Genomic DNA, 19,109 nt, shown 5'->3' on the forward strand with positions numbered 1-19,109 from the left:
GGCGGCGCGGGCGGCGCGGGCGCCGCCGTCAGGCGAGCGCCGACGACGCGACGAGCTGCGCGGCCAGCAGCAGGGCCGCGAGCATCACGAGCCGGAACACCGTGCGCGCGGGCGGCCGCGCGATGACGACCCCCACGGTCGCGACGGCGGCGGCGAGCGCGCCCGCGAAGAACACCCACGCGACGGGCGCGACGGCGGCCGGCTGCCCGCCGGACGAGCCGAGCAGTACGGCCAGGGCGCCGGCGACGACCCCGGATGCGGCGAGCACGGCGCTCGCCCGCACTCCGAGGCGGTGCGGCAGCCCGCGGACGCCGGTCGCGCGGTCGTCGTCCAGGTCGGGCAGCACGTTCGTCAGGTGCACGGCGGCGCCGAGCGCGGCACCCGCCGCCGCCTGCCAGGCCGGCGCCCACGCCGGCGGAATCGCGGAGAGCGTCGCGAGCGAGGGGAACAGGCCGAAGCTCACGAGGAACGGCACGATCGAGACGGGCGTGTTCTTCAGCCCCGCGTTGTACGCCCACGCGGAGGCCAGCGCGACGGCGTGGGCGCCCAGCATCCCGACCCCGAGCGGCGCCGAGAGGGCGAGCGCGACGACGACGGCCCCGACGGCCACCGCGAGGGCCAGCCGCGGCGTGACCGGCCCGGCCACGAGCGGCTTGTCGCGCCGGCCGACCGCGGCGTCGCGGTGCGCGTCGATCGCGTCGTTGGAGAGGCCGACCGACACCTGCCCGGCGAACACGGCGACGGCCAGCAGCCCGAGCCGCCACGGGTCGAGCCCGGCGGCGAGGCCGAGGGCGAGCGCGAGCGCCGCGACCACCAGCGTCGGGCCCGGATGCGTCGACCCCCACAGCCCCCGCACCGTCGCCGCTCCGCTCACGTCTCGACGCTACCCGCCGGGGCGCGTCGCGCCGGGCTATTCGACGATCTCGGCCTCGATCACGTCGTCGTCATCCGTCGCCTCGGCCGCGGCCGCGGGGCCGTCGGAGCGCAGCGCGAGGCTCGCGCCGTCGGGCGCCACGTCCACCCGCACGAGGTCGCCGTCGCGGACGCCGCCGGCCAGCAGCGCCATCGCGAGGCGGTCCTGGATCTCCGACTGGATGAGGCGGCGGAGCGGGCGTGCACCGTACACCGGGTCGTAGCCGCGCTCGGCGAGCCACGCACGGGCGTCCGGCGTGACGGCGAGGGTCAGCCGACGCTCGCGGAGGCGCCGCTGCAGCGCGTCGACCGACAGCTCCACGATCTGCGCGAGGTCGTCCTCAGTGAGCGCCTGGAAGATCACGATGTCGTCGAGGCGGTTCACGAACTCGGGCTTGAACGCCTGCCGCACGAGCGCCTGCACCTGCTCGCGCTTCTGATCGATCGACAGCGTCGGGTCGATCAGGATCGGCGAGCCGAGGTTCGACGTCAGGATCAGGATCACGTTCGTGAAGTCGACCGTGCGGCCCTGCCCGTCGGTGAGGCGTCCGTCGTCCATGACCTGCAGCAGCACGTCGAAGACCTCCGGATGCGCCTTCTCGACCTCGTCCAGGAGCACGACGCTGTACGGGCGACGACGCACGGCCTCGGTCAGCTGACCGCCCTGCTCGTAGCCGATGTAGCCGGGAGGGGCGCCGACCAGCCGCGACACGGAGTGCTTCTCGCCGTACTCGGACATGTCGATGCGCACCATCGCGTGCTCGTCGTCGAAGAGGAACTCGGCGAGCGCCTTGGCGAGCTCGGTCTTGCCGACGCCCGTCGGACCGAGGAACAGGAACGAGCCGACGGGGCGACCCGGGTCGCTGATGCCCGCACGGGAGCGACGGATCGCGTCGGACACGGCCTTCACCGCGTCCTTCTGCCCGATGAGGCGCTTGCCGAGCTCCGACTCGAGATGCAGCAGCTTCTCGGTCTCGCCCTGGAGCAGCCGGCCGACCGGGATGCCGGTCCACGCCGCGATGACGGCGGCGATGTCCTCGTCGGTCACCTGGTCGTTGACCATGCGGTCGTCGGAGGTCTCCGCGGCCTCGGCGACCATGAGCTCGCGCTCGAGCGCTGGGATCTCGGCGTACAGCAGGCGCGAGGCCTTCTCGAGGTTGCCCTCGCGCTGCGCCCGCTCGGCCTCGACGCGCGCGGAGTCCAGGCGCGTCTTCAGCTCGCCGACGCGGTTGAGCGACGCGCGCTCGCGGTCCCACCGCGCCTGCAGGTCGTCCAGGCGGGCCTGCTCGCTCGCGAGCTGCTCGCGCAGCGCGGCGAGGCGCTCCTTCGACGCGTCGTCCTTCTCCTTCTTCAGCGCGAGCTCCTCGAGCTTCAGCCGGTCCACGTGCCGACGCAGCTCGTCGATCTCCAGCGGGGCGGAGTCGATCTCCATGCGCAGGCGCGACGCGGCCTCGTCGATCAGGTCGATGGCCTTGTCGGGCAGCTGACGCGCGGGGAGGTATCGGTTGGAGAGGGCGGCCGCGGCCACGAGCGCCGCATCCGCGATCGCGACCTTGTGGTGCGCCTCGTAGCGCTCCTTGAGGCCGCGCAGGATCGCGACGGTGTCTTCGACCGACGGCTCCCCCACGTACACCTGCTGGAAGCGGCGCTCGAGGGCGGCGTCCTTCTCGATGAACTCGCGGTACTCGTCGAGGGTCGTCGCGCCGATCAGGCGCAGCTCGCCGCGGGCGAGCATGGGCTTGAGCATGTTGGAGGCCGCGACCGATCCCTCGCCGCCGCCCGCGCCCATGAGCACGTGCAGCTCGTCGATGAAGGTGATGATGCGCCCGTCGGACTCGGTGATCTCCTTGAGCACGCTCTTGAGGCGCTCCTCGAACTGGCCGCGGTACATGGCACCCGCCACGAGCGCGGAGATGTCGAGGGAGACGAGCTCCTTGCCCTTGAGGCTCTCGGCGACGTCGCCCGCGACGATGCGCTGGGCGAGCCCTTCGACGACGGCCGTCTTGCCGACGCCGGGCTCGCCGATGAGGACGGGGTTGTTCTTGGTGCGGCGCGTGAGCACCTGGCTGACGCGCCGGATCTCGCTGTCGCGTCCGATGACGGGGTCGAGCTTGCCCTGACGCGCGCGGTCGGTGAGGTTGATGCCGAACTGCTCGAGGGCGCTCTGCGACTCCTCCTGTCCGGGCTGCTGGGTGGCGTTCATTCGTTCTCCTGAAGTCTGCATCCGCTCTGACCAGAAAACTTGAGCGGTATTGGCTCAAGTTTAGCACCGCACGGTCGCGCGCACCAGGGTCCGCTCGACCCCCCTCAGGCCGCGGATGCAGCGGCCTCGGCTGCGGGGGTGCACGCGAAGCGCGCGCGATACGCCGTCGGGGTGAGGCCGAGCGTGCGCGCGAAGTTCTGCCGCAGCACCGCCGCCGAGCCGAACCCGCTCTCCTCGGCGACGCGGTCGAGCCCCAGGTCAGTCTCCTCGAGCAGCCGCTGCGCGTGCAGGATGCGCTGGCGGGCCAGCCATGCGGCCGGCGTCGCGCCGAAATCCGCCTTGAAGCGACGCGCGAACGTGCGCGGCGACATGTGCGCCTTGGCCGCGAGCTGCTCGACGGAGAGGTCTTCGCGGAGGTTCGCGAGCATCCAGTCGCCGACCGGAGCCAGCGACATCGAGGCGGCCACGGGCAGCGGCCGGGCGATGAACTGCGCCTGTCCGCCGTCACGCTGCGGCGGCACGACCATGCGCCGCGCGATGACGTTCGTCAGCTCGGCGCCGAGCTCCTGCCGCAGCAGGTGCAGGCACGCGTCGATCCCGGCCGCGGTGCCGGCGCTCGTGATGATGCGCCCCTCCTGCACGTACAGCACGTCAGGATCGACCTCGACGTGCGGGAACATGCGCGCCATCTTGTTCGCGTACATCCAGTGCGTCGTGGCGCGCTTGCCGTCCAGCACGCCGGCCTGGCCGAGGATGAACGACGCGCTGCAGACGCTCAGCAGCCACGCGCCGCGCTCCGCGGTGCGGCGGACGAGGTCGATCACGCGTTCGTCGGTGCGGCCCCAGTACTCGTGCGGGGTCGGCGCGATGACGACGAGGTCGGCCTCGTACGCGAAGGAGAGGTCGTGCTCGACGTTCATCGAGAAGCCCATCTTCGACATGACGGGCCGGTCGGGGTCGGGAGTCACGACGCGGAAGTCGAAGTTCGGCACGCCGTCCGCTGAGCGGTCCAGGCCGAACGCCTCGCACGCGAGACCGAATTCGAACGGGGCGAACCCATCCGTGACGACGACGGCGACCGTCTGCATGGCTGCTCCTCGGGCTTGGCAGGATTCGTTCGGATACTGGCGATTCTGCCACTCGTGACCGGAAACACACAACCGTAGCGTTTCTGCCATGATCCTTCTCGCCCTCATCGCCGCCCTGTCCGTCCTCGCCGTGGTCGGCACGGTCGTCGCCGTGCTGCGCGACGGATACCGCGCGTGCCGCACCGACGTGCTGCGCGCGCCCGACCGCCCGGCCGCCGCCCCCGCGGGCGTTGCCGACGCCGCCCCCGCGGGCGTTGCCGCCGCCGCTGCGGTGGCTGACGCCGCTGCCGCTCGGGCGGCGATCGATGCCGCTGCTGCTCGCAGAATTCAGGCTGAGCGGCGCGACACGCCGGCCGCGGCGCTGCGCGCGCGGCGTGTCGCCTGAATTCCGCGCGCCGGGGCACCCTCGGGCGGCCCGCCCGTGCGGCTCCGCTCCTTAGACTCAGGGACGTGACGACGCCTCCTGCCGCCTATCTCCCCGCCGCGCCGGTCGCCCGCCGCGCCAATCCGCTCGGGCTGACCGCCACGATCCTCGTCGCGGCGGCGGTCGTGCTGCAGTTCATCGCGGCCGGCGTCACGGGGTCGCTCATCGCGAACGCCGCGGGCGACCTGTCGCTCTACTCCGTGACGAGCGGGGTGTTCGTGCTCGTCCAGGGGCTGATCGCCCTCGCCGCGGTGATCGTCGGCATCGCGGGGCTCGTGGTCAAGGACCGCCCGCACGCACTCGCGGGCATCGGCCTCGGCGGCGGCGCGGTCATCGTGCTCGGCATCGCGGCGTCACAGGTGACGAACCTCGTCCTCACGCTCTCGTCCTGAGCAGGCGCTCGTAGACCACGGTCATCGCGGCCGTGCGCGAGGACTGCCGGAACGCGTCGCGGATGCCCGGGTCGGGTTGCGGCGCGTCCCCCGCGACGATGTCCGCCGCCGCCCGCCGGAGCACGCGCGCGAGCGCTGCCACCGACCCGTCGTCGGGCGTCCACACCCCCGAGCCGAGCTCGCTCGCGATGTCGGGGTCGCTCACGATCGAGGGCGTGCCGAGCGAGGCCGCCTCGAACACCGTCATCCCCTGCGTCTCGAAGCCGATCGAAGTCTGCACCATCGCGTCCGCCGCCGCGATCCGCCGCAGCGTCTCGGCGTACGGCAGCCGGCCGGCGAATTCGACGGATGCAGCGGGCCGCTCCCGCTCGATGATCCGGCGCGCGGCGCGCAGCTGACCGCCCCCACCGATGACCGTGATGTCGGCGGCGATGCCCGACTCCACCACGGCCTCGAGGAAGGGCAGCAGGCGCTTCTCGGGGCTCATGCGCCCGGCCCACACGAGCCGTGGGCGCCCTGGCGGCCGCGAAGCGGCCCCACCGCTCGTGACGTCCTCGAGCACGGCGTCGTCGATGCCGTTCCACACCACGTCCACGGCCGGGAAGACGCCGTGCTGCTCGAGCCGCCGCGCGAAGTGCGCGGACGGCGCCGTCACGGCGTCCGACAGCTGCGCGAACCGCCGCAGGTACGCCCATCCGTCGCGGGCGCTGCGCCGCGGATTCGGCCGAGGCTCGCGGATTCGAACGCGCGCGGCCGCTGCATCCGAATCCGGCGACGCGATCCGCCTCCGCGGCGGCAGGCCCCGCCGCGCCCACACGTTGAGCACCGCGAGCACCGCGCGGGGGAAGGGCGCGGTCGCGGCGATGCCGACGTCGACGCGGTTGTGCATCGTGTGCACGACCGGGAGGCCGTGGCGCCGCGCGAAGCGGTGGCCGATGAGGGCGCCCCAGAAGTCCGCCTGCACGTGCACGAGATCGACGGGCGGACGGCCGGCGAGCGCCGCGTCGACCGCGCGGTCGGTGGCGCGTCCGGGCACGCTCAGCGAGTACTCGCGGTCGGGCGTGATCGGGATCGCCGGCAGATCGATGTAGGCCGTGTCGGACGGATGCGGCGCGAACATCCGCGGTGCGACGACCGTCACGGTGTGACCGGCGCGTTCCAGGTACCGCCGCTGCAGGCGCATCGACACCTGCGCACCGCCGGCGGATTCGACGTGCTGGTCGCCGAAGAAGACGACGTGCACGCTACTCCGGCAGCGGTTCGCCGCGGTACAGCGCCTCGAACGTGTCGAGGGTGCGCTCGATGTCGTGCACGATCACGCCGTCGAGCGAGGCCTGCTGCATCCGCAGCCGTTCCTCGGGCGACGCGGTGAGCACGTCGGTGAGACGCGCCGCGAGCTGGTCGACGTTGCCGGGCTCGAACAGGTAGCCGTTCTCGCCGTCGTGGACGAGGTGCGGCAGGGCCACCGCATCCGCCGCGACGACCGGCAGACCCGAGGCCATCGCCTCCATGGTCGCGATCGACTGCAGCTCGGCGATCGAGGCGATCGCGAACACGCTCGCCCGCGTGTACAACGCCCGCAGGTCCTCCTCCGACGCATGGCCGTGGAACGTGACGCGCCCGCCGACGCCGAGCTGGTCGGCCAGCTGCTCGAGGTTGCGGCGCTGGTCGCCGCCGCCGACGATGTCGAACGTCGCGTTCAGCGCCGGGTCGAGCTTCGCGAGTGCGCGCAGCACGACGTCGATGCCCTTCTCCGTCGTCAGGCGCCCGACGAAGAGGATGCGATTGGCGTCGCGGGGCGTGAGGTCGGGCGTGTAGTTCCGGCGGTCGATGCCGCAGCTGACGGGGATGACGTCGTGGATGTCGATCGTCGCCTCGAGGAAGTCGGCCGCCTTGCGCGTGGGCGTCGTGACCGCGCGCGTCATGCGGAACGTGCGCTGCGCGTCGGCCCACGCTGCCCGCACGAACACCTTGTCCAGCAGCGGCGGGAGGGTCGTGAAGTCGAGGATGTTCTCGGCCATCACGTGGTTGGTCGCGACGATCGGGATGCCGCGCTTGCGCGCCTCGCGGGCGAGCCCGCGACCGATCACGATGTGCGACTGGATGTGGACGACGTCGGGCCGCACGCTGTCGAGCACCTCGCGCGCGTAGTGCTTGGACCGCCACGGCCACACGAAGCGCAGCCAGTCGTGCGGAGGCCAGCGCACCGACGGGAGCCGGTGCACGGTCACCGGGACGCCCTCGATGATCTCCGTCGCGGGCGGCGCCTTGCGGTAGCGGGTGTTCGGCGCCATGACGTGTACGTCGTGCCCGCGGGCGGCCAGGCCGGCGGCGAGGCGCTCGGCGAAACGCGCCGCACCGTTGATGTCGGGTGCGAACGTGTCGCAGCCCATGACGATCGTGAGCGGGCGCGCGGCGGGGGGATGCTCGTCAGGCGTCGCGGGGGTGGTCACGGAAGTGGCTGCCTATCTGTGCGGCGGGGTGGGTCGCACGGTGCGGTGCATGCGCGCACCTACTGTACCCGAGCGCCCCGCGGCGGCCCGGGAATGCCCCCGGGCGCCGCGGCGATGCGCTCTCAGCGGGCGGGCACGCCCTCTCCGGATGCGGCGCCCTCGGGCGCGACCGCCGCCTCGCCGGCGGCCTGCTCGAACTGCGACTGGTACAGGCGCCAGTACGCGCCCTTCGCGGCGATGAGCTCGTCGTGCGTGCCCTTCTCCACGATGTCGCCGTGCTCCATCACGAGGATGAGGTCGGCGTCGCGGATCGTCGAGAGGCGGTGGGCGATCACGAACGACGTGCGTCCTTCGCGCAGCGCCGCCATCGCGTGCTGCAGCAGCAGCTCCGTGCGCGTGTCGACCGATGACGTGGCCTCGTCGAGGATGAGCACCGACGGCTGCGCGACGAACGCGCGCGCGATCGTGATGAGCTGCTTCTCACCCGCCGACACGTTCGCCGCGTCCTCGTCGAGGACGGTGTCGTAGCCCTCGGGCAGCGAACGCACGAACTGGTCGACGCGCGTGGCCACGGCCGCCTCGACGATCTCCTCGTCGGTGGCCGACTCGCGTCCGTAGCGGATGTTGTCGCGGATGCTGCCCGCGAACAGCCACGGGTCCTGCAGCACCATGCCGGTGCGCGAGCGCACGTCGGCACGGCGCATGTCGGCGATGTCCTGCCCGTCGAGGAGGATCCGCCCGCCGTCGAGCTCGTAGAAGCGCATGATGAGGTTCACGAGCGTCGTCTTGCCGGCGCCGGTCGGCCCGACGATGGCGACGGTCTGGCCGGGCTCGACCCGGAACGACAGGTCGGTGATGAGCGGCCGGTCGGGCGAGTACGAGAAGCGCACATGCTCGAACTCGATGACACCGCGACCGCCCGACGGGCGCGGCGCGTCGGCGGCATCCGGCTCCTGCTCCTCGGCGTCGAGCAGCGCGAACACCCGCTCGGCCGACGCGGTGCCCGACTGCACGACCGCGGCCATGCCTCCCAGCTGCGACAGCGGCTGCGTGAACTGCTGCGAGTACTGGATGAAGGCCTGCACGTCGCCGAGGCGGATCTGGCCGGCCGCGACCATGAGGCCGCCGAGCACGGCGATGCCGACGTAGGTCAGGTTCCCGACGAACATCATGCCCGGCATGATGATCCCCGACAGGAACTGCGCCTTGAAGGACGCCTCGAACAGCTCGTCGTTCTCGGCCGCGAACTTCTCGCGCGCGTCCTGCTGGCGGCCGTAGACCTTCACGAGCGCGTGACCGGAGAACGACTCCTCCACGCGGGCGTTGAGTCGGCCGACCTTCTTCCACTGCGTGCCGAACGCCTTCTGCGAGCGGGGCCCGATGACGCCGAAGATGACCGCCATGAGCGGCAGGGACACGAGGGCGACGAGCGCGAGCTGCCACGAGATCGTGAACATCAGCACGAGCACGCCGATGACGGTCAGCACCGACGTCAGGGCGCTCGAGAGCGACTGCTGCATCGTCTGCGTGATGTTGTCGATGTCGTTCGTGACGCGGGAGATCAGCTCTCCGCGCTGCACTTTGTCGAAGTACGACAGCGGCAGCCGGTTGACCTTCGCCTCGACGTCTTCGCGCAGCCGCCACATCGTGCGGACCATGATCACGTTGATGACGTAGCCCTGGATCCACGACAGCAGCGACGAGCCGATGTAGATGAGCAGCACGATGAGGATCACGGTGCGCAGCGCGGCGAAGTCGATGCCCGCGCCGGGTTGGAAGTTCTGCATCGCCGCGACGATGTTGGCGAAGTCGTCCTGACCGCCCGCACGCAGCGCCTCCACGACCTGCTCCTGCGTGGTGCCCGGCGGGAACTGCCCGCCCACGGCGCGCGAGACGACGCCCTCGAAGATGATGTTGGTCGCCTCGCCGAGCACGCGCGGTGCGAGCACCGACAGCACGACGCCGAGGGCGCCGAGGATCGAGACGACCGTGAACGAGCCCGCGTAGGGCCGCAGCAGGCCGATCAGGCGCCGGAAGCTCGCGCCGAAGTCGGCCGCCTTGCCGGGCGCCACGCTGTCCCAGCTGCCGGAGGTCTGTCGCGCCTGCTCCGCCAGTTCGAGCTCGGCGCGCTCCTCCTCGGTCAGTGCATCGGGCGTGCTCATGCCTCCACCCCCAGCTGGGACTCCACGATCTCGCGGTACGTCTCGTTGGTCTCGAGCAGCTGCTCGTGCGTGCCGACGCCGACCATGCGGCCGCCCTCGAGCACGACGATGCGGTCGGCTCCGGTGATCGTGGAGACGCGCTGCGCGACGACGATCTTCGTCACCTCCGGCAGCTCTCGCCACAGCGCCTGTCTCAGACGGGCGTCCGTGGTCAGGTCGAGGGCCGAGAACGAGTCGTCGAACACGAGCACTTCGGGCCGGTGCACGATCGCGCGCGCGATCGCGAGGCGCTGCCGCTGACCGCCCGACACGTTCGTGCCGCCCTGGGCGATGCGCGCCTGAAGGCCCCCCTCCATCCGCTCGACGAAGTCTCGCCCCTGCGCGATCTCGAGCGCCTGCCACAGCTCGTCGTCGGTGGCCTCCTCGCGCCCGAAGCGCAGGTTCGAGGCGACCGTGCCGCTGAAGAGGAACGGACGCTGCGGCACGAGCCCGATCCGCTTCCACAGCGCCTCGAGGTCGGCCTGGCGCACGTCGACGCCGCCCACGCGCACCGCGCCGCCGGTGGTGTCGAACAGGCGCGGGATGAGAGAGACGAGCGTCGTCTTGCCGGCACCGGTCGACCCCACGATCGCGACGGTCTCGCCCGGGCGGGCGTCGAACGTGATGCCCGCGATGACGGGGGACTCGGCGCCGGGGTAGATGAAGGAGACGTCGTCGAACGCCACCGCCCCGGGCGTGGGGAAGCGGTCGACCGGCGCGGTCGGCGGGACCAGGGTCGACTCGCTCGCGAGCACCTCGCCGATGCGCTCGGCCGACACCGCGGCGCGCGGGATCATGATCGTCATGAAGCTCGCCATCATCACGCCGCCGAGGATGAGGCCGACGTACTGGATGAAGGCGAACAGCGTGCCGATCTCGACCGAGCCGTTGTCGACCTCGATGCCGCCGAACCAGATGACACCGACGATCGTGACGTTGAGCACGAGCATCACGAGCGGGAAGAGCAGGACGAACAGCGACCCGACCTTGCGGCCCACGACCATGATGTCGGTGTTCGCGCCGCGGAACCGCTCCTCCTCGATGTCTTCCCGCACGAACGCGCGCACGACGCGGACGCCGGTGAGCTGCTCGCGCATCACGCGGTTCACGCCGTCGAGCTTGCCCTGATAGCTGCGGAACAGCGGCACCATGCGGCTGACGATGATGCCGGCGAGGATCAGCAGCGTCGGCACCGAGACGCCGATGAGCCAGCTGAGCCCGAGGTCCTGCTGCAGCGCCATGATGATGCCGCCGATCGCGAGGAGCGGCGCGCTCACGAGCATCGTCGCGGACATCATCGCGAGCATCTGCACCTGCTGGACGTCGTTCGTGTTGCGGGTGATGAGCGAGCCGGGGCCGAATTGCGACACCTCGCGCTCGGAGAACGCGCTGACCTTCTCGAACACGTCGCCGCGGATATCGCGTCCGGCGCCCATGGAGGCGCGGGCGGCGAAGTAGGTGGCGATCACGGCGGCGACGATCTGGCCGAGCGAGATCATGAGCATGATCGAGCCCTGCGACCAGATGTAGGCGGTGTCGCCCCGCGCGACGCCGTTGTTTATGATGTCGGCGTTCAGGCGCGGCAGGTACAGCGAGGCCATGGCCGAGGCGAACTGGAAGACCAGCACGCCCACGAGGAGCCAGCGGTACTTCGCGAGGTAGCGGGCGAGGAGTTTGACGAGCACGGGATCTCCCACGGACGGCGGAGTGAGCGGGCGGCGCGGCACCGCGAACTACACCTTGGCACGCGCCGCCGACACCGGCCATCGACGTACGCTCAGGGCGTACCCGTAGCCTGGGCGCCATGCCTCGTCTTCAGGCCGACGCCGACCCCGCCGCGTGGGTGCCCGTCACCGGATCGCTCGGCTGGCGCGGGCGGCGGCACCGCAAGGCCGCGATCCGGATGCTGCTGGGCCAGGCCGGGCGCGCGATCGCGCCCGAGTCGGCCGGTCGTGGCGGCGGAGTGCTCGCCTGGGCGCTCAGCCAGGCGACGCCGCTGCTCCTGCGCCGCGCGGACGGGCGCGTGCTCGTGTGGGTGTGGAAGGACGATCCCGAGCTCGTCGTGGTGATGGCCCAGCTGCAGGAGCTCACGCCGCAGCTGCGCACGGCGCGCGCGATGATGCCGATGGAGTTCGACGACACCGAGGACTTCCGCAACCCCCACCTCGGCGTCGGCGAGAAGCTGGTCATGGACCTGCCGAAGGATCCGCGGACGCCGCCGTTCGCGACCTACACGTGGGACACCGGCACGCACCTCGTCACGGTGACGGCGGTGTGCTCCGACCGCGAGCGGGTCGGCACGGTGCTGCCCGCCGTCGAGGCGATCGCCCGCAGCATCCGGGTCGTCGACGACCTCGCCGTCGGCGAGTCGCCCACGATCCTGCGCATCGACCCCGCCTGAGCGGGATCGCCGGCGCGCGGCGTCAGTCGCCGGTGTCGTCGCGGGGCGGCAGCTGCCGCGGACGCCACAGCACGATGTCGGTCGCGCGGCGCACGCGCACGCCGTGGCGGAGCGGGATGACGCCGCCGCTCGGGCCGGCGGCGAACACGCGCGCGCCGGGCCGGCTCTCGCGCTCGGCCAGGAGCTGGCGCTCGAGGTCGCTGACGCGGCGCGACAGCGCGTGCACGCGCTCCTCCAGCGCGAGGAGCCGCGCGATCGCGGGGAGGCTCATGCCCTCGCTCGACAGGCGGGCGACCTCGCGCAGCTGCTCCACGTGGCGCGCGGAGTAGCGGCGGGAGCCGCCCTGCGTGCGCGCGGGCACGACGAGGCCGAGCCGGTCGTACTGCCGCAGCGTCTGCGGGTGCATGTTCGACAGCTCGGCGGCCACCGCGATCGCGAAGATCGGGGCGTCCTCGTCGATCTCGTCGTCAGCCATTCGTCGTCACCTCCTCCGCGCCTCGCGCGCCTTCCTCAGCCGCGCGCCTTGGACAGCAGGTCGGCGCGCGGGTTCTCCTTCGGCTCCACGTCGTGGAAGCGCTCGAGCGCCTCCCGTGCGGCGTCGTCGAGGTGCGACGGCACGACGACCTGCACCTCGGCGAGGAGGTCGCCCGTGCCCTTCGACGTGTGCACGCCGCGGCCCTTCACCCGCAGCACGCGTCCCGACGGGGTGCCGGGGGCGACCCGCAGCTTGACGGGCTCTCCGCCCAGGGTCGGCACCTCGATCGTCGCGCCGAGGGCGGCCTCGGTGAAGGTGACCGGCACCGTCACGCGCAGGTTCAGACCGTCGCGCGTGAACACCGGATGCGGCCGAACCTGCACCTGCACGACGATGTCGCCGGGCTCGCCGCCGTCGGGCGATGGGCGTCCGCGGCCTCGGAGGCGGATCTTCTGCCCGTCCGAGACACCGGCCGGGATCTTGACCTTGAACGGCTTGCCGTCCTCGCCCTGCAACGTGATCGTCTCGCCCTGGGTCGCCGTGGCGAAGTCGATCGTCGTGCGGGCCGTGACATCCGCCCCCCGCTGCGGGCCGCCGAAGCCGCGGAATCCGCCGCTGGGCTGGCCGAAGCGACCGGAGCCGAAGCCCCCGCCACCCTGGTCGAACACCGAGAAGAAGTCGTCGAACCCACTCGTGCTCGTGCGCGTGCGACCACCGCGGCCGCCCTGCCCGAACATGCTGAACACGTCCTCGAACCCGCCCGCGCCCTCACCGCCCGCCGTGAAGCGGGCGCCCGAGCCCATCGCGCGGATCTGGTCGTACTCGGCGCGCTGTTCGGGGTCGCTGAGCACCGCGTACGCCTCGCTGATCTCCTTGAAGGTCGCCTCGGCCTGGGCATCGCCGGGGTTCGAATCGGGGTGATACTTGCGGGCGAGCTTGCGGTACGTCTTCTTCAGATCGGCTTCCGAGACGTCCTTGTCGACACCGAGGACCTTGTAGAAGTCCTTGTCGAACCAGTCCTGACTCGCCATGCGCTCTCCTACTCGGCCGGAACGGCGACGACGACCTTGGCGGGTCGCAGCTCGACCGAGCCGAGGCGGTAGCCGACCTCGACGACCTCGAGGATCGTCGGCTCGGTGACACCCGGCGTGGGGGCCTGGAAGATCGCCTCGTGCTGCTGCGGGTCGAACGGCTCGCCGGCGGCGCCGTACGACACGACGCCCTGACGCTCGGCGAGCGCGCGCAGCTTGTCGGCGATCGCGGCGAAGGGCGTGCCCGCCTCGAGGTCGCCGTGCTTCTCGGCGCGGTCGAGGTCGTCGAGCACCGGCAGCAGACCCTTGACGGCCTCGCCCTTCGCGCGCTCGATCTCCCGCTCGCGCTGCTCCTCGGTGCGGCGGCGGTAGTTGGCGTACTCCGCCTGCAGGCGCTTGAGGTCGGTCAGCAGCGCCGACTCGAGGTCGGCGAAGCGGGCGTCCTCGGATGCGGCATCCGCCGTCTGCTCGGTGCCGAGGATGTCGTCCACGGTCAGCTCGTCCTGCGACGAGGGGTCGGATGCTTCGACAGGCTCAGCAACCGACCCCTCCTCGTCCGGTCGAACCTCGTCCTCGTCCCCGGTCCCTGAGCCCGCCGAAGGGTCGAAGTTCTTGTCCGTCATGTCAGCTCTTCTTCTCGTCCTCGTCGTCGACGACCTCGGCGTCGATGACGTCCTCCTCCGGGTTCGGCGTGGTGCCGTCGCCCGGGGTGCCGGCGGGGGCCTCGTCGGAGGACTGCGCCTGCTGCGACGACTTGTAGATCGCCTCGCCGATCGCGCTCTGGCTCTGGTTGAGCTTGTCGAACGCGGTCTTCACGGCGTCGTCGTCGTCCCCGGCGAGCGCCGACTTCAGTGCGTCGACGTCGGCCTGCACCGACTCCTTCACCTCTGCGGGGATCTTGTCCTCGTTGTCCGTGAGGAGCTTGTCCACCGAGTACGAGAGGGTCTCGGCCTGGTTGCGGGTCTCGGCCGACTCGCGGCGCTTCTTGTCCTCGGCCGCGTGCTCCTCGGCCTCGCGCACCATCCGCTCGATGTCCTCCTTCGCGAGCGACGAGCCGCCCGTGATGGTCATCGACTGCTCCTTGCCGGTGCCCTTGTCCTTCGCCGAGACGTGCACGATGCCGTTCGCATCGATGTCGAAGGTGACCTCGACCTGCGGGATGCCGCGCGGCGCGGGCGCGATGCCGGTGAGCTCGAACGTGCCCAGCGGCTTGTTGTCGCGCGTGAACTCGCGCTCGCCCTGGAAGACCTGGATCGCGACCGACGGCTGGTTGTCGTCGGCGGTCGTGAAGGTCTCGCTGCGCTTGGTCGGGATGGCGGTGTTGCGCTCGATGAGCTTCGTCATGATGCCGCCCTTGGTCTCGATGCCGAGGCTGAGCGGGGTCACGTCGATGAGGAGGACGTCCTTGCGCTCGCCCTTCAGCACGCCGGCCTGCAGGGCGGCGCCGACGGCGACGACCTCATCCGGGTTCACGCCCTTGTTGGCCTCCTTGCCGGCCTCGCGCTTGACGAGCTCGGCGACGGCGGGCATACGGGTCGAGCCACCGACCAGCACGACGTGCGCGATGTCGGACACCTTGACGCCGGCCTCGCGGATGACGTCGTCGAACGGCTTCTTCGTGCGGTCGAGGAGGTCCTTCGTCAGGTCCTCGAACTTCGCGCGCGTGATCGTCTCGCTCAGCGACACGGGACCCGAGTCGGTCAGCGACAGGTAGGGCAGGTTGACGCTCGTCGACGTCGAGCTCGAAAGCTCCTTCTTCGCCTGCTCGGCGGCCTCCTTGAGGCGCTGCAGCGCGATCTTGTCGCCTGAGACGTCGACGCCCGTCGTGTCCTTGAACTGCTTGATCAGGTGGTCGACGAGGCGCTGGTCCCAGTCGTCGCCGCCGAGGCGGTTGTCACCGGCGGTCGCGCGCACCTGGATGGTGGAGAAGTCGTCGTCCTTGCCCACCTCGAGCAGGGACACGTCGAACGTTCCGCCACCGAGGTCGAAGACGAGGATGAGCTCGTCCTCCTTGCCCTTGTCCAGGCCGTACGCGAGCGCGGCGGCGGTGGGCTCGTTGATGATGCGCAGCACGTTCAGGCCCGCGATCTCGCCGGCCTCCTTCGTGGCCTGGCGCTCGGCGTCGTTGAAGTACGCGGGCACCGTGATGACGGCGTCGGTGACGCTGTCGCCCAGGTACTCCTCGGCGTCGCGCTTGAGCTTCTGCAGGATGCGCGCGGAGATCTCCTGCGGCGTCCACTTCTTGCCGTCGACGTCGAAGGTCCAGTTCGTGCCCATGTGGCGCTTGACGCTGGACACGGTGCGGTCGACGTTCGTCACGGCCTGGCGCTTGGCGGTCTCGCCGACGAGCACCTCGCCGTCCTTGGTGAACGCGACGACCGAGGGGGTCGTGCGGAACCCTTCGGCGTTGGCGATCACCTTGGGCTCGCCGCCCTCGAGGACGCTCACGACGGAGTTGGTCGTACCGAGGTCGATTCCCACTGCACGGGGCATATTCGTTTCTCCTTGGTCTGAGCCGGGTGGACGGCTCGTGGTTGCGGAAGTCTGCTCGCTATCTGTCCCCCGAGCTAGCCGAGGGGTGGTCCCCGAGCTAGCCGAGGGGTGGTCCCCGAGCTAGCCGAGGGGTTGAGTCGCGATGACTCAAGCGTAACGAGGGGCTGGCCAGGCGTCAAGTGAACTTGATATGAATTGGCTCAACTTCCCACTAGCATGGGCGCATGCCCCTCCCCTGGACGCTCACGCGCCTCAGCGGCCCGCGCGTCGTCGTCGATCTGCTCCGAGAGGACGACCTCGACGCCCTCGCCGCCATCCAGTCCGATCCCGACATCTGCCGCTACATGCTGTACGAGCCCCGCTCACGCGAGCGCGTCGCCCAGCTGATCGCCGAGAGCATGCCGCTGGACACGCTGACCGCCGACGGCGACGACATGCAGCCCGCGATCCGGCTGGCCGACGGCACGCTGATCGGCACGCTGTACGTCAAGCTCGTCAGCGCGGCCGACCGTCAGGCGGAGATCGGCTGGGCGCTGTCGCCCGCGGCACAGGGGCGCGGATACGCCGCGGAGGCCGCATCCGTCCTGCTCGACGCCCTCTTCGGCGACGCGGGGCTGCATCGCGTGCGCGCCGACCTCGATCCGCGCAACACCGCCTCGATCGCGCTGTGCCGGCGGCTGGGGATGCGCGAGGAGGCGCTGTTTCGCGAGGACCTGTGGTTCAAGGGCGCGTGGGGCGACACCGCCGTGTACGCGATCCTGGATCGCGAATGGCGGGCGCGGCGCGGTGGCGTCGCCGGCGACGCGCCGGGCGTAGCCTGAGCGCGACGGCCCCCGCGACCCCCGCGGCGCGCGGCCGGGCACGATCCGCCGCACCAGGCGTTCACCGAAGGGCAGCACAGTGGCTGACATGACCTCCCCCGACGCCACCCCTCGCGACACCGCCCCCGCGTTCTCCGCGACGACGCCCACCGACGCGCTCGCCGCCGCGGTGGCGACGGATGCGGCGCCCGAGCGCACGCGCCCGCGCATCGTGATCGCGTGGGGGCTGTGGGACTGGGGCTCGGCGGCGTTCAACGCCGTCGTGACGACCTTCGTGTTCACGGTCTACCTCACGAGCGAGAGCTTCGGACCCTCGGGCGTCGTGGAGGCGCAGCTGGGGTGGGCGCTCTCGGCGGCGGGGCTGCTGATCGCCCTGCTCGCCCCCGTGACCGGCCAGCGCTCGGACACCTCGGGGCGACGCAAGCTCTGGCTCGCGGTCAACACGTACATCGTCGTGGCGATGACCGCCGCGATGGTGTTCGTCGCCCCCGACCCCTCGTTCCTGTGGCTCGGGCTCCTCCTCGTGGCCGCCGGCAACGTCTTCTTCGAGTTCGCCGGTGTGAACTACAACGCGATGCTGTCGCAGGTGTCGACGCCGCGCTCGATCGGCCGCGTGAGCGGCATCGGCTGGGGCATGGGCTACGTCGGCGGCATCGTGCTGCTGCTCATCGTGTACTTCGGCTTCATCCAGGGCCTCTTCGGCGTGCCGGAGGGCGACGGCTGGCCGGTGCGGCTCGCCATGCTCGTCTCGGCGGCGTGGTTCGGCATCTTCGCCCTCCCGGTGCTGTTCGCGGTGCCCGAGTACCGCGGCGTGGGCGTGCGCCGCGAGCGTGTCGGCTTCTTCGCGTCGTACGCGCGGCTCGGCCGCGACATCGCCCGCCTCTGGCGCGAGTCGCGGCACACCGTGTGGTTCCTGCTCTCCTCGGCGGTGTTCCGAGACGGCCTGGCGGGCGTGTTCACGTTCGGCGGCGTGCTCGCCGCATCCGTCTTCGGGTTCTCTCCGGGCGAGGTGATCATCTTCGCGGTGGCCGCCAACGTCGTCGCGGGCATCTCCACGATCCTCGTCGGCACGCTCGATGACCGTCTGGGCGCGAAGCCCGTCATCGTGACGGCGCTGATCGGCCTCGTCGTGTCGGGGATGCTCGTGTTCCTGCTCCACGACGGCGGCCAGATCGTGTTCTGGACGGCCGGCCTCGCGCTGTGCCTGTTCGTCGGGCCCGCGCAGTCGGCGTCGCGGACCTTCCTCGCCCGCATCATCCCGCCCGGCCGCGAGGGCGAGGTGTTCGGCCTCTACGCGACGACCGGGCGCGCGGTGTCGTTCCTCGCGCCGACGATGTTCGCGCTGTTCGTCTCGGTGTTCGGCGCCGCGTACTTCGGCATCCTCGGGATCGTGCTCGTCCTCCTCGTCGGACTCGCGCTGCTCATCCCCGTCCGCGCGAAGCAGGACGTGCTGCGCTAGCCTCGCGCGCTGCGCCGAGCGGCGCCGAAAGTGCACGCGCGCGGCGAGAGTGCACGTCCGGGCGAGCGGTCTCGCCGCGACGGTGCACTCTCGGCGGCGGATGCGGCGGGTTCAGCCGCGCGGCCACGCGTCGGCGAGCTTCGCGAGGAGGCGCGCGAGCTCGGCCCGCTCCGCTTCGCTGAAGTCGGCGAGCGCGCTCTGCACGGCGTCGCGGCGCTGATCGCGGAATCCGCGCACGAAGGCGGCACCCGCATCCGTCAGCGCGATGCGCGTGCGCCGCGCGTCGTCGGGGTCGGGCTCGCGCCGAAGGAGCCCGAGCTCCTCGCCCTGCTGCACGAGACGTGACGCGCGGGGCTGGTCGACGCCGATCGCCTCGGCCGCCTCGCCGACGCTGAGCGGATGCTCCGCCGCGGCCAGCGCGTCGAGGAGGCGCAGCCGCGCGAGACCGGCACGCGGACCCCCGCGCATCGCCCACGGGCCGCCCGCGCCCCACGGGCCGGCCTGCCCGCCGGGACCGCCGACGCCGCGCCGGCCGCCGTGCGAACCGTGGCCGTCGGGGTCGTGCGGACCGTGGCCCCCGCGCCAGGCGCCTCTGCCCTCCCACGGACCTTTTCCCTCCCACGGTGGAGCGGGGCGCGGCCCTCGCAGACGCGCGAGGGCGGCGGCAATGGCATCGACGGGGTCGGGAGCGGTCATGGAGACGAATTTACATGCCACTTGACATGCATCGGGAATACATGTCACCCTACATGCAGT

The 19,109-nt window shown here is 71.5% G+C and carries 17 protein-coding genes; 5 read left to right on the forward strand and 12 right to left on the reverse strand.

Translation table 11 applies throughout. The features are described 5' to 3' along the window. Positions 1-28: 28 nt before the first annotated feature. The 3 genes from EI169_RS15585 to EI169_RS15595 all read right to left on the reverse strand — a co-directional run bounded on the left by EI169_RS15585 (position 29) and on the right by EI169_RS15595 (position 4,203). Positions 29-874 (reverse strand): UbiA family prenyltransferase, encoded by an 846-nt coding sequence (locus EI169_RS15585; protein WP_240640495.1) that lies wholly within the window; start codon positions 872-874, stop codon positions 29-31. Positions 875-910: 36 nt separating this feature from the next. Beyond that, on the reverse strand, positions 911-3,115 hold the full coding sequence (locus tag EI169_RS15590) for an AAA family ATPase (protein WP_125133133.1): 2,205 nt from the start codon (positions 3,113-3,115) through the stop codon (positions 911-913). 104 nt (positions 3,116-3,219) lie between these two features. Then, on the reverse strand, positions 3,220-4,203 hold the full coding sequence (locus tag EI169_RS15595; RefSeq protein ID WP_125133134.1) for a helix-turn-helix domain-containing protein: 984 nt from the start codon (positions 4,201-4,203) through the stop codon (positions 3,220-3,222). A gap of 88 nt (positions 4,204-4,291) precedes the next feature. On the opposite strand from EI169_RS15595, the gene EI169_RS15600 reads away from it, so the two are divergent. Both EI169_RS15600 and EI169_RS15605 read left to right on the forward strand, forming a co-directional pair. Continuing rightward, the gene (locus EI169_RS15600) at positions 4,292-4,588 is read left to right on the forward strand and encodes a hypothetical protein (RefSeq protein ID WP_125133135.1); all 297 of its coding nucleotides are present in this window, start codon (positions 4,292-4,294) and stop codon (positions 4,586-4,588) included. Between the two features lie 65 nt (positions 4,589-4,653). Continuing rightward, positions 4,654-5,019 (forward strand): hypothetical protein, encoded by a 366-nt coding sequence (locus tag EI169_RS15605; RefSeq protein ID WP_125133136.1) that lies wholly within the window; start codon positions 4,654-4,656, stop codon positions 5,017-5,019. Here EI169_RS15605 and EI169_RS15610 read toward each other — a convergent pair. From EI169_RS15610 to EI169_RS15625, 4 genes are all read right to left on the reverse strand, one after another. After that, complete coding sequence (locus EI169_RS15610) at positions 5,003-6,262, reverse strand: glycosyltransferase (RefSeq protein ID WP_125133137.1); 1,260 nt, start codon at positions 6,260-6,262, stop codon at positions 5,003-5,005. The genes EI169_RS15605 and EI169_RS15610 overlap by 17 nt on opposite strands. A gap of 1 nt (position 6,263) precedes the next feature. Further along, positions 6,264-7,472: a glycosyltransferase gene (locus tag EI169_RS15615; protein ID WP_240640496.1), complete on the reverse strand. Its 1,209-nt coding sequence runs from the start codon at positions 7,470-7,472 to the stop codon at positions 6,264-6,266. 122 nt (positions 7,473-7,594) lie between these two features. Continuing rightward, a complete protein-coding gene (locus EI169_RS15620) occupies positions 7,595-9,634 on the reverse strand; it encodes an ABC transporter ATP-binding protein (RefSeq protein WP_125133138.1) in 2,040 nt (679 codons plus the stop codon). Beyond that, complete coding sequence (locus EI169_RS15625; protein WP_125133139.1) at positions 9,631-11,358, reverse strand: ABC transporter ATP-binding protein; 1,728 nt, start codon at positions 11,356-11,358, stop codon at positions 9,631-9,633. Before EI169_RS15625 ends, EI169_RS15620 begins: the two co-directional genes overlap by 4 nt. Positions 11,359-11,477: 119 nt before the next feature. Between EI169_RS15625 and EI169_RS15630 the strand changes: the two genes are divergently transcribed. Beyond that, positions 11,478-12,074, forward strand: coding sequence for a hypothetical protein (locus tag EI169_RS15630; protein WP_125133140.1), 597 nt, complete (start codon positions 11,478-11,480; stop codon positions 12,072-12,074). A 22-nt stretch (positions 12,075-12,096) separates the two neighbouring features. Here EI169_RS15630 and EI169_RS15635 read toward each other — a convergent pair whose 3' ends face one another. The 4 genes from EI169_RS15635 to dnaK are packed head-to-tail and all read right to left on the reverse strand — an operon-like array spanning position 12,097 to position 16,073. Beyond that, entirely contained in the window at positions 12,097-12,549 is a 453-nt protein-coding gene (locus tag EI169_RS15635; RefSeq protein ID WP_125133141.1) for a MerR family transcriptional regulator, read from the reverse strand. A 35-nt stretch (positions 12,550-12,584) separates the two neighbouring features. After that, positions 12,585-13,580, reverse strand: a complete 996-nt coding sequence (locus EI169_RS15640; RefSeq protein ID WP_125133142.1) for a DnaJ C-terminal domain-containing protein — start codon at positions 13,578-13,580, stop codon at positions 12,585-12,587. Between the two features lie 8 nt (positions 13,581-13,588). Further along, positions 13,589-14,203 carry a nucleotide exchange factor GrpE gene (locus EI169_RS15645; RefSeq protein WP_125133143.1) on the reverse strand — a complete coding sequence of 205 codons (615 nt, stop codon included), beginning with the start codon at positions 14,201-14,203 and terminating at the stop codon, positions 13,589-13,591. A gap of 1 nt (position 14,204) precedes the next feature. Continuing rightward, complete coding sequence (dnaK, locus tag EI169_RS15650) at positions 14,205-16,073, reverse strand: molecular chaperone DnaK (RefSeq protein WP_125133144.1); 1,869 nt, start codon at positions 16,071-16,073, stop codon at positions 14,205-14,207. Positions 16,074-16,297: 224 nt separating this feature from the next. On the opposite strand from dnaK, the gene EI169_RS15655 reads away from it, so the two are divergent. Further along, on the forward strand, positions 16,298-16,894 hold the full coding sequence (locus tag EI169_RS15655; protein ID WP_125133145.1) for a GNAT family protein: 597 nt from the start codon (positions 16,298-16,300) through the stop codon (positions 16,892-16,894). A 79-nt stretch (positions 16,895-16,973) separates the two neighbouring features. Continuing rightward, a complete protein-coding gene (locus tag EI169_RS15660; RefSeq protein WP_240640497.1) occupies positions 16,974-18,353 on the forward strand; it encodes an MFS transporter in 1,380 nt (459 codons plus the stop codon). A gap of 111 nt (positions 18,354-18,464) precedes the next feature. Here EI169_RS15660 and EI169_RS16655 read toward each other — a convergent pair whose 3' ends face one another. Next, positions 18,465-19,049, reverse strand: a complete 585-nt coding sequence (locus tag EI169_RS16655) for a MarR family winged helix-turn-helix transcriptional regulator (protein WP_164515515.1) — start codon at positions 19,047-19,049, stop codon at positions 18,465-18,467. Between the last annotated feature and the right edge of the window lie 60 nt (positions 19,050-19,109).

The sequence above is a fragment of the Microbacterium sp. 10M-3C3 genome, from assembly GCF_003931875.1.
GTDB lineage: Bacteria > Actinomycetota > Actinomycetes > Actinomycetales > Microbacteriaceae > Microbacterium.